This window comes from Dyella sp. PARNA 12/25, from assembly GCF_055702865.1.
This window is the reverse complement of the sequence record NZ_JBVQCI010000019.1, coordinates 26,403-40,156: the sequence shown is the minus strand read 5'-3', so window position 1 is coordinate 40,156 and position 13,754 is coordinate 26,403. Positions and strand designations below refer to the sequence as shown.

Here is a 13,754-nt window from a genome sequence, read left to right as displayed (position 1 = left end):
CGCCTGGCGGTGCAGCATCTAGAGGCCGGATATACGTAGGCAGTCGACACGGACGCCAGGGCTAGGGGATGCTTGGCGAAGGGGAGGAGTCCATATACGGACGTCTTTAGGGGGTAAGGCCGAATCCATGAAACACCACGATTGCAAGATGGAAGAAATGGAGCTTCTAGGCTCTCGCCATAATCCGATCAATCAATCTTGGCCGCCTTGGGCTCTTGCGATTTGTCGCTCCTGCAGAAAGATTCGTGAGTGGCAAATCCACTCAGAAGAAGGAATGCTAGGTGGCGCCCTAGAGTGCGAAGCTTTCCCTCGTAGCGACTACGTCAAAGCTCAATACGGGTTAGACAATGCGGCCATTGCTTCAATCATCTCGGGCCACCGCAGGCCAATCCGATATGACTGGCATAAGGCCATCTACAGCGACGACTAAAAGAAAGTTCGTCAAGGGCGGCGCCGTCTATCGGGCGGTTAGCTAGGTCCGCTTCCGACCCGAAGCGGACCAAATGGCCTCGGATCTTTTGCTAGCTGCACAGGGGGATAGATGGTTACCGATGAGGATGTTCGGTCGCCGACTGCAAAGTTGGTTACCACGCGCCATTTGAAAGGTTCGTGCGTGTAGCTGTCATTGAGCAGGGGCCTGCCTTTCTGATGCGTTGTGATGTCTGCGGCTCGCTGTGGCAGGAAACGCTTCACGATGCCAGGTTGCTAAACAGGTCAGAGGCGGCCGGCATCTTCCCGGAAGCAAAGATCGGCTAAGGTCCGCTTCCGACCCGAAGCGGACATCGGTAGCTTGTAGATCGACCACAAGGGGAGCGGGCGATGCGCGCGTCATTGGAAGACTGGAACAATGGTTGGACTGAGGTCGAGGTGAGCCTTTCTGTCTCAGACATCGATCGCCTCATTGCCTTGCTGCAAATGATCAAAGCCGACCCGGACCAGCACTTCCATGCCACCAGCAACTTCGCCGGAACGAATGGAATCGGTCAGATCACGTTTCAGATTCAACAGCCGGGTGAAGCAGATAACCTGAGTCTAGGTGGCCGGGCTATGGGCGAAGGCGAGTCAATTGGCGCGTAACAAAAGCGTCCGCTTCCGACCCATAGCGGACGAAACTTTTCGATACAGGGGAGTGGCCGTGAAAAGAAAATGGCACGTCTTGGCAATGGCGTTTAGCATCATGGTTGTTGCCGGCGCGACTTCTTACGCAGGAGGCGCTGGCAATAGCGCGGAGACTGGAATCACTTCGGTCCCCGGAACTGGTGTTCGCTTGGCATTGCCGCCGGGTGTTGTCGCCTCGCCGCTTGGTACGGCCTTTGCGAATCATGATGCATCGATCATGGTCGCGGTGATGACCGGCGCAACCGAAGCCTTTCGCAAGAAGAGTCAGTTCGATCAGCGGCTCTACCCTGAACCAGTCGAGGCGTTCCGATCAGGGACGTTGGCCGGAACGGTAAGACATCGCACTCGAAAATTGGATGGTGGTACTTGGGATGGCTGGGTACTTCAGGTGGTGCGTGGCGACAAAGCGATGGAGGTAATGATCACTTTTCAAGGTGCCGACGAGAAGACTTTTGCTGACCTGAAGCAAGTTCTCTCCTCGGTCTCTTGGGATGAGCAGGTGATGGATCCAGAACTGGCTTTTGGCCTAAAGCTAGATCCCCCCGGATTAAAACTTGAAAAGACCGGAACAGGTGCCCTGGCATACTCTGCGGATGGGCTCACCAATCCAGACGAGCCAAACCTCTTTTTGAGCACGCTTCCCATTAGGTCGAAAGCGACGCCCGAAACTTTTCGTCTGATTTGTGAAAAGACCGTCCCGGTGGCCTTTAGGGGCGCTCCATCGCGCCCACTACAATACGTAGCATCCAGTGCACTCTCTCTTTGTGATTCGTCGGGCGACCCTGCTTCTGCAGGGGGAATCTACTCTGCAGTCGTCCAGTTCCCAGATGGAGCGATTGTCACAGCTTTTGGACGCGGAAACCCCGAGGACCTCCGGCGTTCGCTGTTGGGCGCGAAGCGCCTGCGACTATGAAACTTGGCACGGGACGTCCGCTTCCGACCTGAAGCGGACATTTTCCGCGGAGCTGATCTCACAGTAGTTCGGGTCGCCGGGGTCTTGGTGGAGACTATTCATGGAGGCACTGGATATAGGACCGGGAGGGGTGGAATGAATGTACGTTTGGTTGTGTGTGTCCTAATTCCACTGTTCGGGGCACTATCCGGATGCGTGGGGAAGCGCCCATTCCGTCTGGTTCAGATTTGCTTAGGGAGCAAAGAGAATGTCGCCCTGTTCGTCGACGTGATAAAGGACGTCGCACGGTCCCAGAACATGGCTTTTATTGATGGAAGCAGGGAAACCCAGGAAGCGTTGAACGACATGAGGGTCAGTCCAGGTTTCCCCGTCATGCACATTGGCGTTGAGCGAAAGGACGGTGTTGGCCTCATCGCTGGAAACCAGGGCCTATCGCAGTATGAGGTCGCCATAGGATTCTCCGAGGGATCAAACTCGGCGGAGGCCCATCAATTCGCGGACTTGGTAGTCGGTAAATTGAAGCAAAGTTGGGACGTTCGTGTCGTACCGTCAGATCGAGGTGCTTTCCCGATGGAGGGCTGTGGCTAGGCGGCAAGAAAGCTGTGATGGGAAAGGTCTGCTTCCGACCCAAAGCGGACATGCTGATGATCAACGTTAGATGAGTGGGCATCGGAGGCTTCTGTCGTGACGTTTTCATTTGGAAGGATGCGATTTGGTGGCAGAAGCCCGTGCGCATTGGCCGCGGCGGTCCTAGTGTCGCTGGGACTTTCGATGCATGCCGCGAGCGCCGATAGCCGGCAGTCAACCGTAAACGTCTCAATAGGGATGACGACCAAGCAACTTAGGGAGGGCTCGTCCTACCCGTTCAAGGTCACTTCAAGCCCCAACGAAGCGGGAGGCGGGGTGGCCTATGCAGTACCGAAAGGATCCTTAATGTGGACGATCACTGCCCCCTACGATCTAGATTTCCACTACCGAGGCCGCGAGCTTAAGGAGGCGAACATTGGTGGGCAGAATTTCTTGACCGCCATATCAACCTCCGACCGCGATAGGGTAATCAATCATCTGCAGATCACATTTCAGAATCGCTCACTCACGTTGGATGAGGCGCTATCCACAGCCAAGCGACTTGATGATTGGTTTGTTGCGCAAGGCGCCCACCGCCGGTCCCCCAATGGACTCGAGCCAGGGCGAGTCGCCCTACCTTTCTTTATTGATGGACAAGAGAGGAACGCTCCGAAATTCGTTCCCGCCATCCGAAACTATGGGGATGCGAGGGCAGCCTTTCTTGATCCCGAGGCAAAGATCATCGGCATGACACCGTTTGATCTGGAAACAGACGATATCTACGTAAGCCTCGTCATTAACAACGCTCGTCGCAAGCGGGAAGACTTCTCGGATCAAAAGGTTGAGCGGGACTTGAACGAAGAGAAGGAATATTTTCTCGACCTTTCGATCAGTGCACGTCCAACGGACCGGTTCAAATAGCCGTCCTGGATAAGCCCACTTTTCGACGCCTGTCGCTTTCTCGCTGAATACGCGGCATCGTTAGGTCCGCTTTCGGCTGCGACTTCAGTCGGTCAACGCAACACATAGCGGACCTAAAGAAACCTGACACGAGACATCAATGATCTTCGCGGAAATGGACCATCTGGGTGAGTACTGGGACTTTCATGAGGAGCTGAAAGGCTTCCTCAGTAGCCACTTTTCACACGTCGAGTCGGGCATGCAGACTGATTCGTGGTTTTGGATCTTTCATGGCGGAGAGAAGGTGGCGATCGATACGTTCTCATCGATGAAGCACCAAGTTAAATCGGCGCGCGCAGGCTCGCATGTCGAGCACGTCATTAGCGTCCTTCGGCTCAAATATCCGGTGCGGGTGTATCCCAATCCTGAGCTCGAAGGGCATGAGGAAGCCTAAGAGCTTGGAAGGTCCGCTTTCGACCCAAAGCAAACCTTTTCAAAGTGGGGAATATGCTGACGGTCTGCACGCCGCAGGAGAAAGGCAATGATGACGGTTGAACAATTACAGGAACCACAAGCACTCCGCCTCGCCATGGGTGAACTCACTGCCAGCGAGTTGCGAATCGCGCAAGCTGCGGTGCGATTTGCCCGCTTCCATATCACGCATGCGATCGCACCGGTTCCATCGCCTAAAGTTGCGAAAGGTGGCGACGGCGCAACCTTTCAAGACGAGCGGTACGTAAAGGGATGGAACGATTGCAGGGATGTCATGCTTTCAATGCGCGGCGCAGCACTTCATCCGAAGAATTGATGCTTCCTTAAGGTCCGCTATCGGGCGGGAGCGGTTCTTATGTACCTCAACGTTCGGTAACCGCTTTCCGCTCGGTTGCGGGACACATCGTGCGGCTTGCTACGAATTCGCATTTCTAATGCGTATGGCTTCCTCACGGGAAGCTCTGCGAGCCAGATTGAAGCTTCATTCGTGCGAAAGAACCAAATTGAGGCAACGCTTAGTTTAGGGAGCAAAAGAGACTTCTTCGAGGCTCCCATCCTCAAGGGCCTCGAAATACCGCTTCGCCAAGTACACCTGTTGTTCGGCAGTCTCTGCTCTGTTGGCGACGTGTCTGAAGCTGGCATTTTCCGGACGATCTTTGGCATACCAGCCTAGGTGTTTTCTCGCGATACGGACGCCTGCCTCCTCGCCGTAGAACGAGTACAGATGCTGCAAATGCTCAATAAGGATTTGGCCAACTTCCGCTGGTTTGGGCGAAGAGAGTAGCGCGCCTGTCTCCAGAAAGTGAGTGATCTCCCTGAATATCCATGGGCGTCCCTGTGCCGCTCTTCCGATCATCAGCGCATCGGCGCCTGTGGCGAGCAGAACGTCGCGTGCCTTTTCGGGATTCGTGATGTCTCCATTCGCAAAGACCGGAATTCGTACGGCATCTTTAATCGCAGCAATGGTCTCGTATTCGGCAGCACCGGTGTAGTGCATGTCCCGGGTGCGTCCATGCACCGCAAGTCCGCATATTCCAGCGTCCTCGGCGATCTTTGCTATGCGGAGCCCATTTTTGTTTTCTCCGTTCCAGCCTGTGCGAATCTTCAACGTTACAGGGACGTCTACTGCGCTCACGACAGCTGAAAGTATTCGGGCTACGAGTGCCTCATCCTGGAGAAGGGCCGATCCCGCCCAAACATTGCACACCTTCTTTGCGGGGCAGCCCATGTTTATGTCAATAACCTGGGCACCGTGATCAACGTTATAACGCGCGGCCTCGGCAAGAAACGTCGGATCGCCGCCCGCTATTTGGACGCCAATGGGCTCCGGTTCCCCGACGTGATCCATCCGCCAGAGACTTTTCTTCGTTCGCCATAAACGCGGATCCGAGGTGGTCATCTCTGAGACGGCATATCCAGCCCCCATCTTTTTACACAGTAATCGGAAGGGTTTATCTGTGACTCCGGCCATGGGAGCCAGGATTACCGGCGGGTCAATCAAGTGAGTGCCGATTTTCATGGGGCTGCAAATGACCTTACTACGAAGACGCTGGATGTGATTGACCAACCATCAAGAACGCGGCAACGCCAGACACCATGTTCGAGCAGTGACAAATGGAACTCTCGCGTCACCGATAATTGAGCAAAATGGTGACAGCAGTTGGTGGTGCTTAATGTATTGAAAAATAGAAAAGTTTTCCGTGTCACCGATGGAGCATGTAACGATTACGAAGCGATGTCGATGATCTGCGCGCCATTGTCGGCGTTGTAACGCGCCGCTTCGGCCAGCATGGTGGGGTCGTAGCCCGCGATCTGCACGCTCACCGGCTCGGGCTCGCCGACGTGATCCATGCGCCGCAGTGATTTGCGGGTCTGCCACAGGCGCGGATCGGCGTTGGTCATCTCCGACACGGCCAACCCCGCGCCCAGCCGTTTGCACAGCAGGCGAAAGGGTTTGTCGGTGACGCCCGCCATGGGCGCAAGCACCACGGGCGGGTCGATGAGGTAGGGGCCGATCTGCATCCGCCCATTGTAACCGGCCAGAAAATCCTTTGTAGGAGCGCACTTGTGCGCGACCGCGGCTCATTGGGCCTGTCGCGGTTTCCGGCGGTCGCGCACAAGTGCGCTCCTACAGGGAAAGGCTCAATCAGTGCGCGGCTTTCGCGGCCAGCGAGCGCTGCAATGCTGCAGGGTTGTGCTTGTGCTTGAACATGAAGGCGAACAGCACGGCCACCACCAGCGAGTAGGCCGCAAAGGTCAGCCAGATGCCCGGCCAGTCCTTGCCACCGTCGGCCTGCGTGAAGAAGGCCTGGATGATCAGGCCGCTCAGCCAGCTGCCGAGCATGGCGCCGATGCCATTGGTCATCAGCATGAACAGGCCCTGCGAGCTCGCACGGATCCTGGGGTCGCTCTGGCTCTCCACGAACAGCGAGCCGGAGATGTTGAAGAAGTCGAACGCCATGCCGTAGACGATGCACGACAGCACGATCATCCACAGGCCCTGGCCGGGATTGCCAAACGCAAACAGGCCAAAACGGAGCGTCCACGCCAGCATGCTGATCAGCATCACCGTCTTGATGCCGAAGCGCTTGAGGAAGAACGGAATCGCCAGGATGAACAGCGTTTCCGAAATCTGCGAGATGGACATGATGATCGCGGGGTAGCGCACGGCCAGTGCGCTCTTGTACTCATCCATGCCGGCGAAGTCGTGCAGGAAGGTGTCGCCGTACATGTTGGTCAGCTGCAGCGACGCGCCCAGCAGCATGGCGAAGATGAAAAACACCGCCATGCGCGAGTCACGGAACAACGAGAACGAGGTCAGGCCCAGCGTATCGAGCAGCGTCTGGCGCGTGCCCTGCACAAATCGGGGCGGGCAGGCGGGCAGGGTGAAGGCGTAGATGCCAAGCAGTACCGCAGCGCCGGCCGCGACATAGAACTGACCCGAGGTGGTTTCCAGGTGCATCAGGCTCACCGTCCACATCGCGGCGATGAAGCCGATGGTGCCCCAGATGCGAATGGGCGGGAAATCGCGAACGATGTCCATGTTGTTGGACTTGAGTGCGTTGTAAGCCACCGTGATCGCCAGCGCGATGGTGGGCATGTAGCACATCATGTTCAGCAGCATCACCCAGAACAGCACATGCGGCGACTCCACCATGGGCACGCACAGCAGGATGGCCGCGCCGCCGAGATGCAGCAGGCCATACAGTTTCTCGGCGTTGATCCAGCGGTCGGCGATCACGCCCATGATCGAGGGCATGAACAGCGAGGCGATGCCCATGGTCGAGAAGATGGCGCCGAACTGCGCAGGCGTCCAATGCTTGGTCTGGAAGCAGTACGTGCCGATAGTGATGAGCCACGCTCCCCATACAAAGAACTGCAGGAAGTTCATGGCAATCAGACGAAGTCGAAGGCTCATCAGTGGGTTCGTTTGGTTGATGCGGTGTCAGATGGGGTCGCAGAGACGCGCGTCAGCCTTCAAGCCGGGCCGTGGCCGGGCCTGTTACAGGTCTCGTCCCTTAGATCCCCTGCGGAGGCTGGGGCGCCCCCAGACCGTGTAAAAATATGCCGCAGCCTAGAGGACCGACCCGGCGGCGACAAGCTGCGCTGCCGCGAAAACTTGCGGTTCCGACCTTGAGGAGACTCCATGAGCCTGTTTCTGACTATTGCCGTAGTGCATCTGGTGGCGTTGTTGAGTCCAGGGCCGGATTTCTTCTTTGTGTCGCAGACCGCCGTGAGTCGAACTCGTCGCCAAGCCATGTTCGGCGTGCTGGGCATCACCCTGGGTGTGGTGGTGTGGTCGGCCCTGGCCTTGGCAGGACTGCAGTTGGTGCTGCAGCGGTTGGCCTGGTTGCAGCAGCTCATTGCCGTGGCCGGCGGCCTGTATCTGGCCTGGATGGGGTTGAAGATGCTGCGCGGCGCTTTCCGAGCGCCGGCCATTACCAGCGAGCCGCGACAGGTGTTGCAGCAGAGCGACTGGGCCACCCTGCGCGCCGGCCTGTTCACCAACCTCTCCAACCCCAAGGTGGTCATCTACTTCGGTAGCGTGTTCTCGGCCTTCGTGGGTGACCGCGTGAGCGCGGCGGCCCGCTGGGGGCTGTGGAGCATGGTCATTGCCGAAACCCTGTTGTGGTTCACCCTGGTGGCCGGCGTGTTCGCCTTGCCGGCTATGCGCAGGGGTTACCTCAAGCTCTCGCGCTGGATCGATGGCCTGGCCGGCGCCGTGTTCGTGGCCTTCGGCCTGCACCTCATCTTCGCGCGCAAGGTGTAAGCGATCAGATCGCAGGCACTCCGGCTGTATCAGGGCAACAGCTTGCCGGGGTTGAGGATGCCGTCCGGGTCGAAGGCGTGTTTCACGCTACGCATGAGGTTTAGTGTCGAGGGCTGCAAGGCCAGTGGCATGAATTCGCGCTTCACCAGGCCGATGCCGTGTTCGCCGGACAGCGTGCCTTCCAGCGCGATCACCAGCGCAAACACATCGGCAAGGCAGGCGTGCGCACGCTCGCGTTCCGCTTCGTCGCGCGGCAACAGATTGACGTGAAGGTTGCCGTTGCCGGCGTGGCCGAAACTGACGATCAGGACATCGTGTTTCTTCGACAGCGCTTTGATGCCATCCACCAGCTCGGGCAGGCGGCTGACCGGAACCACCACGTCCTCGTTGATCTTGTTGGGTGAAATGGTGCGTTGTGCGGGCGATAGTGCCTTGCGCGCCGACCATAGCGCCTGCGTTTCTTCCGCCGTCTCGGCGATTTTCAGTGCTTCCAGGCCTTCGCCACGTGCTGCGCGCGACACGGCTTCCACTGCGCTGGGCAGGGTATTGGGCTCGCCATCCACTTCAATCATCAGCATGGCGCCGGCCACCGGCACGCTGTCGCCACCGTGATCGCGAGCGAGCTTGAGCGCAACGTCGTCAATGAACTCCAGCGCGCACGGCGTGACCGGTTGCGCCATGATCCGCGCGACCGCTCGCGCCGCCGCTCCGACATCGCGATACGTGGCGCGCATGGTACGCATGCCCGACGGTTTGGGCGTGAGTTTGAGCGTGGCCTCGGTAATGAGTGCCAGCGTGCCTTCCGAGCCGATGAGCAATCGCGTGAGGTCGTAACCCGTCGAGCCCTTGCTGGTATAGGTGCCGCAGCGGAAACCTTCACCCGTGCCGGCCACGGCCCGCAGACCCAGTGTGTTTTCGCGTGGGCTGCCGTACTTCACCGTGCGCGGCCCGGCGGAGTTGCAGGCGAGGTTGCCGCCGACACTGCACCATGGCGAAGAGGTCGGATCCGGTGGCCAGAAAAACCCGTGCGGCTTCAGCGCCTGCTGCAGATCGCCATTGAGCACGCCGGGTTCCACCACGGCGAGCCGGTTGTCTGGATCAATCCGCACGATCCGATTCATGCGTTCGAAGCTCACCACCACGCCGCCATCCACCGGCACCGTGGCGCCGGTGGTATTGGTGCCGCGCCCACGCGCGATCACCGGCACGCGATGTACGCGGCACGCCTGTACCAGTGCCTCCACCTGCTCATGCGTGGTGGGAAACACCACGGCATCCGGCAAGGCGTTACGACGGGAATTGTCGTAAGCGTAGGCGAGGCGTTCGGCCAATTCGACGAACAGCGAGCCCGCCGGGAAATGCTGGCGTAGCGCGGAAAGCAGGGCATCGGGCAGGTTCATCGCCACAGTATCCCACTCCGTACTGCCGAGCGGCTGGCTGATATGGCCACGCCTAGTGCGCACGTTGTTCGGGAGCAGGTGTCGCGTTCGTAGCAGAGGATGGAATCACCTCCTCGATGCGTGCGCGCACATAGGGGTAGAACGGATTGGAGCTGATGCGCAGCACCGCATCGAGGTTGAGGATAAGCGCGCCTCTTTCACCGCGCGGCGCCTGGGTGCCAAGGCGTATGCCGAAGTTCTCCGACATATCTGGTTGCGTGCCATAGAGCGGATCGTTGGGCGGAAAGGGCAGGGCGATGTGCGATAGCGAGAAAATGTTGTCCGGGTACTCGATGGACAGAGGCGTCACCTTGGCCGCGTCCTGGCCGGGCTCGGTGGTGCGCGCCACCATGTGACTGTCGTTCACCTCGGCGTTGGCGATCACCGTGCTGCGATAGGGATGTGGCCCAGGTGGCAGAAGATGTTGCAGTGCCTGCAGTGAGCTAGTCCGCAGCAGCGAATCGAAACGGTGATTGCGGTTCACGTCGAACAGCACGATCTCGCTGCCGTTGGCGGGAAGCCGTGCAAATAACGTGCGCATGACGGCCGGTGCACTCACCGTGTCGTCTACCACGGACTGAAAGGCCAGGATGGGTGGCAGTCCGGTCAAGCGTTGCGCACGCGCGAGGCGTTGCAACTGGCTTCGAATGTCATCTGTCAGCAAATGGGTCTGGCGTGCGGCATTGACCGGGAACGAGTTGTACTTGAACGGGTTGTACTCCGGCAGCAGATCCAGCCATGCCGCCTTGGCGAATGCCGGCAGAATGGCGGGCAGCCCCGCGAGACCCGCGAAACGCGCAAAACTCGTCACGCCAATCATCGGCGACAGCAACACCAGCTGCGTGGGCTTGGTCAGCGCATCGTGCTCACTCGCGTCGAGCGCGTACTTGACTGCCAGCGCACCGCCATTGGAATAACCCACGATGTGAATGGGCGCTTGCGTGCCGACACGCCGGCGTGCCTCGCGCATGGCCAGGCGCGTCGCCGCCAGCCATTCCGGCCATTGCGCCTTGGTCAGTGCGGCAGGCACGGTGCCGTGCCCGGGGACACGCAATCCGATGGCCACGAAGCCATGGTCGCGATACAGCTCGGCGATGTCGCGCAAACTGTAGGGCGCGTCGGTGAGACCATGAATCAGCACCACGGCACCCACAGGCGTTCCCTTGGGTTCGAGCACGTAGGAGCGATTCCAGTCGTGCTTGAAATGCCCCGGATACATCGGGGCGCCTTCGAAGTAACGATTGGTGCTGACACGGTCGGACTCGGGCAGCTTGTCGCTGACCTGGGTGCGCACTTCATCGAACAAGCGATCTTCCGCGGCCAGATAACCCTGCCAGTCGGTGGCATCGATCTGCTCAGCGGTCAGCTCATGCGGTACGAAGGTTTGCCAGAGCGCGAGCGGCTCCCCTTGCTGGGAGTCCCATGCGCGAATGCCCAGTACCGCGACAAGGAAAATCAGAACGACGATAGCCGTCCATTTGCCAAGCTTGATCAATACTCGAAGCATGGTGCCTCCATGGGCGGTGTCGCCACGAGGCGACGCTTCCATCAGTGGGCCTGACGACGTGTGTTCGGATCGTGGAGTCGCTTCAATCCCGTTTCGACCAGAGTATCGCCTGAGCCACGACGACATGTTCGCCATTGAAGGTGGCTGCCGGAGAGCCGTAAAGCTCTTAGCCCAGTGCCAAGGCCTCGGAAACGCGGTGGCAGAACGAGGCGTCGTCCTTGCCGGTCAGTAGTCGGTAACGCGGAAGACCATCGGGAGGTAGGTCGGACATCAGGAAGCATCCTTATGTGTCGCGTTCAGCGATGGATAGTCGGCCCCAGCGTCAGGGGCTAGGCGGATTCAAACGCATTGCGCCACCAGTTCATGGTCGCGTGGTCGTTCGGGCCGTCGTAGCAGACCACATCGAAACGGCATGCGCGCTGGGCGTGTTGAGGATGGGCGACCAGCCACAGCTGCGCTGTGCGAATGAGTTTGGCCTGCTTGGCGGCATTGACCGAGGCAGCCGCATCGCCGCGACTACTGGTCAGTCGATGGCGTACTTCGACAAACACGACGGTGTCGCGATCGAGCATTACCAGGTCGAGCTCGCCATAGCGCGTGGTGTAGTTACGCGTCAGCAGCTTGAGGCCTGCGCGTTGAAGTTCCGCGCAGGCACGTTGTTCGAAAGCGGCGCCGGCTGCGCGCATCAACGCGTGGTGGGCTGGCCAGTCTGCGGCTGCGGGTCATTGTCGATCGGTGGCGCCAGCGCCGGTGCCGTGTCCATCTGCAGGCTGCCATTCAGCGGACGGGCAAGGCCATCCTGGAATTTCGCCCACACCAGCACGCGACGAATGCGGCCGAACTGATCCGACGTCAGCTGGCCGCTGGCGCCGGGCAGGTAGCTGCCCGGGTGCGCGCGCAGCCAATCGACATAGGGGGCAAGATTCCATGCATCCATGCCGAAGGCGAACAGGCGTGCCAAAGCACCGCGCGCAGCGGGCAGCTGGGCCGCGATGTCGCTGTGGTTGGGCAGGCCGGGCTGCACATCGAACAGCCATGGCGAATCACAGAACTCCACGCCTTCCAGGTCACGGTTGGCGCTGGCGTCGTCGGTGCCTGCATAGATGTGCGAGGTGCCGATCACCGGCAGGCTTACGCGCGCCAGCTTCAGCTGCGGCAGCAACAGGCGCGCCTGCTTTGGGAGCATGCTGATGAAGATGCCGGCGTTGCTGGGCGTGGCGGTATCACCGCTGGTGGTGGGCATGCCGAGGCCGTTGATGGTGGAACCGAAGTTCACCGTGCTGGCCAGCGTGCCCATGCTCACCACTTTGCCGCCACGTGCTTCCAGTTCGGCCTTGAAGGACCTGGCCGCGCGTTGCGCAAAGTCGTCGCTGCTCACGATGACATAGGCGGTAAGCATGCCGCCTTCCGCCATATGGTCGGCCGCTTGGGTGCCTTCGGTTTCGGGCAGCAGGCCGAACTCGCTCACGCCACTGGCCGGCAGGCTCTTGTCATCGGGATGATTGAGCGCAAGCAGCGGCACGGGCAGCTGCGGCAGCCCGAACAAGGCGGAAACCTCGCCGCGGGTGAGGGGGCCAATAACCAATTGCGCACCGTCGGTCACCGCTTGCTGATAAGCCTTGATCGCACCGGCCGCTGTGCCGCCGCTGTCGTAGACCCGCACCGGCGGTCGCTGGGCGTGATTGCGCGTGGAGTCGGCGTAGGCCGCGAAGAAGCCTTCGCGGACAGCCGTGCCAGCTGCTGCAGTATTGCCAGCGGCGGGCAACAGCACCGCCACGCGCGCGGGCATCTTGTAGCCCTCGCGCACGTTGGCGCCTTCACCCGGAATCAGGGTGCCCACTTCCTGCCCCAGTGACGGGGCAGCGCTGGCCACGGCAACACCGAGCCGGGTCAGTGCCTCGTTGACCCACGGCAGCATGCGATCACCCTGCTGCATGGCGGCGGCGCGCTGCTTGAGCGGGTCCACGCCCAGCTTGGTGAGCAGGGACACGATGTCCTTGCGGTTTTGGGTCTGATCAAGACCCTTGAGCTGGCCATCCATCTCTACACGCGAACGCGCGGCTCCCCACAGGTCGCCAGTCTGCTCCATGGCCTGCGAGCGCAGCTCAAGCAGGCGCAGTTGCAGTGCCGGCGGCACGCTGACATTGGGTTGCGTGGTGAGCTGCAGGGCGCGCGCGGCGTTGTTCTGCTTCAGGGCCAGCTCGGCTTGCAGCAGATCCAGTCGCGAGGGTTCATCACCACTCAGGCGCTGGCGGCGAATATTGTTGAGGAAGGGTGCCGCGCGATCGAGGTGACCCTCTTGCCGATACGCCTCCGCGGCGAGCAGCTGGTAGTGGTCCTTGTTGCTGCCGGTCTGCGCCAGCGCAAGATAGGCCTGCGCCGCATCGTCAAACTTGCCTTGCTGCAACAGCGTGTCAGCCTGCTGGCTGGCGGCGATCTCGGCGGGCGATCGCTCCACCGTCGGCGGCACGCAAGCGCTGAGTGCCAGTGAAATCAGCAGGGCAACGCCTGCGGCGCGATACAAGCGCATGGCCAAATCCCTTCGAG

General features: G+C 60.0%; 13 protein-coding genes and 1 pseudogene. 6 read left to right on the top strand and 8 right to left on the bottom strand.

Annotated features, from left to right (window positions below; all coding sequences use genetic code 11):
- Window positions 1-819 precede the first annotated feature (819 nt).
- The 5 genes from AC0GUR_RS21110 to AC0GUR_RS21090 all read left to right on the top strand — a co-directional run bounded on the left by AC0GUR_RS21110 (window position 820) and on the right by AC0GUR_RS21090 (window position 4,307).
- Window positions 820-1,077 carry a hypothetical protein gene (locus AC0GUR_RS21110; protein WP_472879489.1) on the top strand — a complete coding sequence of 86 codons (258 nt, stop codon included), beginning with the start codon at window positions 820-822 and terminating at the stop codon, window positions 1,075-1,077.
- A gap of 58 nt (window positions 1,078-1,135) precedes the next feature.
- The gene (locus AC0GUR_RS21105; RefSeq protein WP_472879488.1) at window positions 1,136-2,032 is read left to right on the top strand and encodes a hypothetical protein; all 897 of its coding nucleotides are present in this window, start codon (window positions 1,136-1,138) and stop codon (window positions 2,030-2,032) included.
- A 933-nt stretch (window positions 2,033-2,965) separates the two neighbouring features.
- A complete protein-coding gene (locus tag AC0GUR_RS21100; RefSeq protein WP_472879487.1) occupies window positions 2,966-3,520 on the top strand; it encodes a hypothetical protein in 555 nt (184 codons plus the stop codon).
- A gap of 139 nt (window positions 3,521-3,659) precedes the next feature.
- Window positions 3,660-3,953, top strand: coding sequence for a hypothetical protein (locus AC0GUR_RS21095; protein ID WP_472879486.1), 294 nt, complete (start codon window positions 3,660-3,662; stop codon window positions 3,951-3,953).
- An 87-nt stretch (window positions 3,954-4,040) separates the two neighbouring features.
- Window positions 4,041-4,307, top strand: a complete 267-nt coding sequence (locus AC0GUR_RS21090) for a hypothetical protein (protein WP_472879485.1) — start codon at window positions 4,041-4,043, stop codon at window positions 4,305-4,307.
- Window positions 4,308-4,511: 204 nt separating this feature from the next.
- On the opposite strand, the gene dusB is transcribed toward AC0GUR_RS21090, so the two are convergent.
- From dusB to AC0GUR_RS21075, 3 genes and pseudogenes are all read right to left on the bottom strand, one after another.
- On the bottom strand, window positions 4,512-5,510 hold the full coding sequence (gene dusB / locus AC0GUR_RS21085) for a tRNA dihydrouridine synthase DusB (RefSeq protein WP_472879484.1): 999 nt from the start codon (window positions 5,508-5,510) through the stop codon (window positions 4,512-4,514).
- A gap of 215 nt (window positions 5,511-5,725) precedes the next feature.
- Window positions 5,726-6,013: pseudogene (locus tag AC0GUR_RS21080) on the bottom strand (tRNA-dihydrouridine synthase); the annotation flags it as partial.
- 124 nt (window positions 6,014-6,137) lie between these two features.
- Entirely contained in the window at window positions 6,138-7,409 is a 1,272-nt protein-coding gene (locus AC0GUR_RS21075; RefSeq protein WP_472879483.1) for a nucleoside permease, read from the bottom strand.
- A 228-nt stretch (window positions 7,410-7,637) separates the two neighbouring features.
- Here AC0GUR_RS21075 and rhtC point away from each other — a divergent pair, with 228 nt between their 5' ends.
- Window positions 7,638-8,261 carry a threonine export protein RhtC gene (gene rhtC, locus AC0GUR_RS21070; RefSeq protein ID WP_472879482.1) on the top strand — a complete coding sequence of 208 codons (624 nt, stop codon included), beginning with the start codon at window positions 7,638-7,640 and terminating at the stop codon, window positions 8,259-8,261.
- 29 nt (window positions 8,262-8,290) lie between these two features.
- On the opposite strand, the gene AC0GUR_RS21065 is transcribed toward rhtC, so the two are convergent.
- The 5 genes from AC0GUR_RS21065 to AC0GUR_RS21045 all read right to left on the bottom strand — a co-directional run bounded on the left by AC0GUR_RS21065 (window position 8,291) and on the right by AC0GUR_RS21045 (window position 13,737).
- Window positions 8,291-9,661, bottom strand: a complete 1,371-nt coding sequence (locus tag AC0GUR_RS21065; protein WP_472879481.1) for an FAD-binding oxidoreductase — start codon at window positions 9,659-9,661, stop codon at window positions 8,291-8,293.
- A gap of 52 nt (window positions 9,662-9,713) precedes the next feature.
- Window positions 9,714-11,207 carry an alpha/beta hydrolase gene (locus AC0GUR_RS21060; protein WP_472879480.1) on the bottom strand — a complete coding sequence of 498 codons (1,494 nt, stop codon included), beginning with the start codon at window positions 11,205-11,207 and terminating at the stop codon, window positions 9,714-9,716.
- A gap of 166 nt (window positions 11,208-11,373) precedes the next feature.
- The gene (locus tag AC0GUR_RS21055) at window positions 11,374-11,478 is read right to left on the bottom strand and encodes a DUF1737 domain-containing protein (RefSeq protein WP_472879479.1); all 105 of its coding nucleotides are present in this window, start codon (window positions 11,476-11,478) and stop codon (window positions 11,374-11,376) included.
- 58 nt (window positions 11,479-11,536) lie between these two features.
- Entirely contained in the window at window positions 11,537-11,893 is a 357-nt protein-coding gene (locus AC0GUR_RS21050; RefSeq protein ID WP_472879478.1) for a YraN family protein, read from the bottom strand.
- Window positions 11,893-13,737, bottom strand: a complete 1,845-nt coding sequence (locus tag AC0GUR_RS21045) for a penicillin-binding protein activator (protein WP_472879477.1) — start codon at window positions 13,735-13,737, stop codon at window positions 11,893-11,895. Before AC0GUR_RS21045 ends, AC0GUR_RS21050 begins: the two co-directional genes overlap by 1 nt.
- Window positions 13,738-13,754: the final 17 nt, after the last annotated feature.

Excerpts from the sequence above, each read along its gene's own strand:
- AC0GUR_RS21090 (WP_472879485.1), top strand. The coding sequence starts at position 4,041 with ATGATGACGGTTGAACAATTACAGGAACCACAAGCACTCCGCCTCGCC.
- AC0GUR_RS21060 (WP_472879480.1), bottom strand. The coding sequence starts at position 11,207 with ATGCTTCGAGTATTGATCAAGCTTGGCAAATGGACGGCTATCGTCGTT.
- dusB (WP_472879484.1), bottom strand. The coding sequence starts at position 5,510 with ATGAAAATCGGCACTCACTTGATTGACCCGCCGGTAATCCTGGCTCCC.
- AC0GUR_RS21065 (WP_472879481.1), bottom strand. The coding sequence starts at position 9,661 with ATGAACCTGCCCGATGCCCTGCTTTCCGCGCTACGCCAGCATTTCCCG.
- AC0GUR_RS21095 (WP_472879486.1), top strand. The coding sequence starts at position 3,660 with ATGATCTTCGCGGAAATGGACCATCTGGGTGAGTACTGGGACTTTCAT.
- AC0GUR_RS21110 (WP_472879489.1), top strand. The coding sequence starts at position 820 with ATGCGCGCGTCATTGGAAGACTGGAACAATGGTTGGACTGAGGTCGAG.
- AC0GUR_RS21100 (WP_472879487.1), top strand. The coding sequence starts at position 2,966 with ATGTGGACGATCACTGCCCCCTACGATCTAGATTTCCACTACCGAGGC.
- AC0GUR_RS21055 (WP_472879479.1), bottom strand. The coding sequence starts at position 11,478 with ATGTCCGACCTACCTCCCGATGGTCTTCCGCGTTACCGACTACTGACC.
- AC0GUR_RS21050 (WP_472879478.1), bottom strand. The coding sequence starts at position 11,893 with ATGCGCGCAGCCGGCGCCGCTTTCGAACAACGTGCCTGCGCGGAACTT.
- rhtC (WP_472879482.1), top strand. The coding sequence starts at position 7,638 with ATGAGCCTGTTTCTGACTATTGCCGTAGTGCATCTGGTGGCGTTGTTG.
- AC0GUR_RS21075 (WP_472879483.1), bottom strand. The coding sequence starts at position 7,409 with ATGAGCCTTCGACTTCGTCTGATTGCCATGAACTTCCTGCAGTTCTTT.
- AC0GUR_RS21045 (WP_472879477.1), bottom strand. The coding sequence starts at position 13,737 with ATGCGCTTGTATCGCGCCGCAGGCGTTGCCCTGCTGATTTCACTGGCA.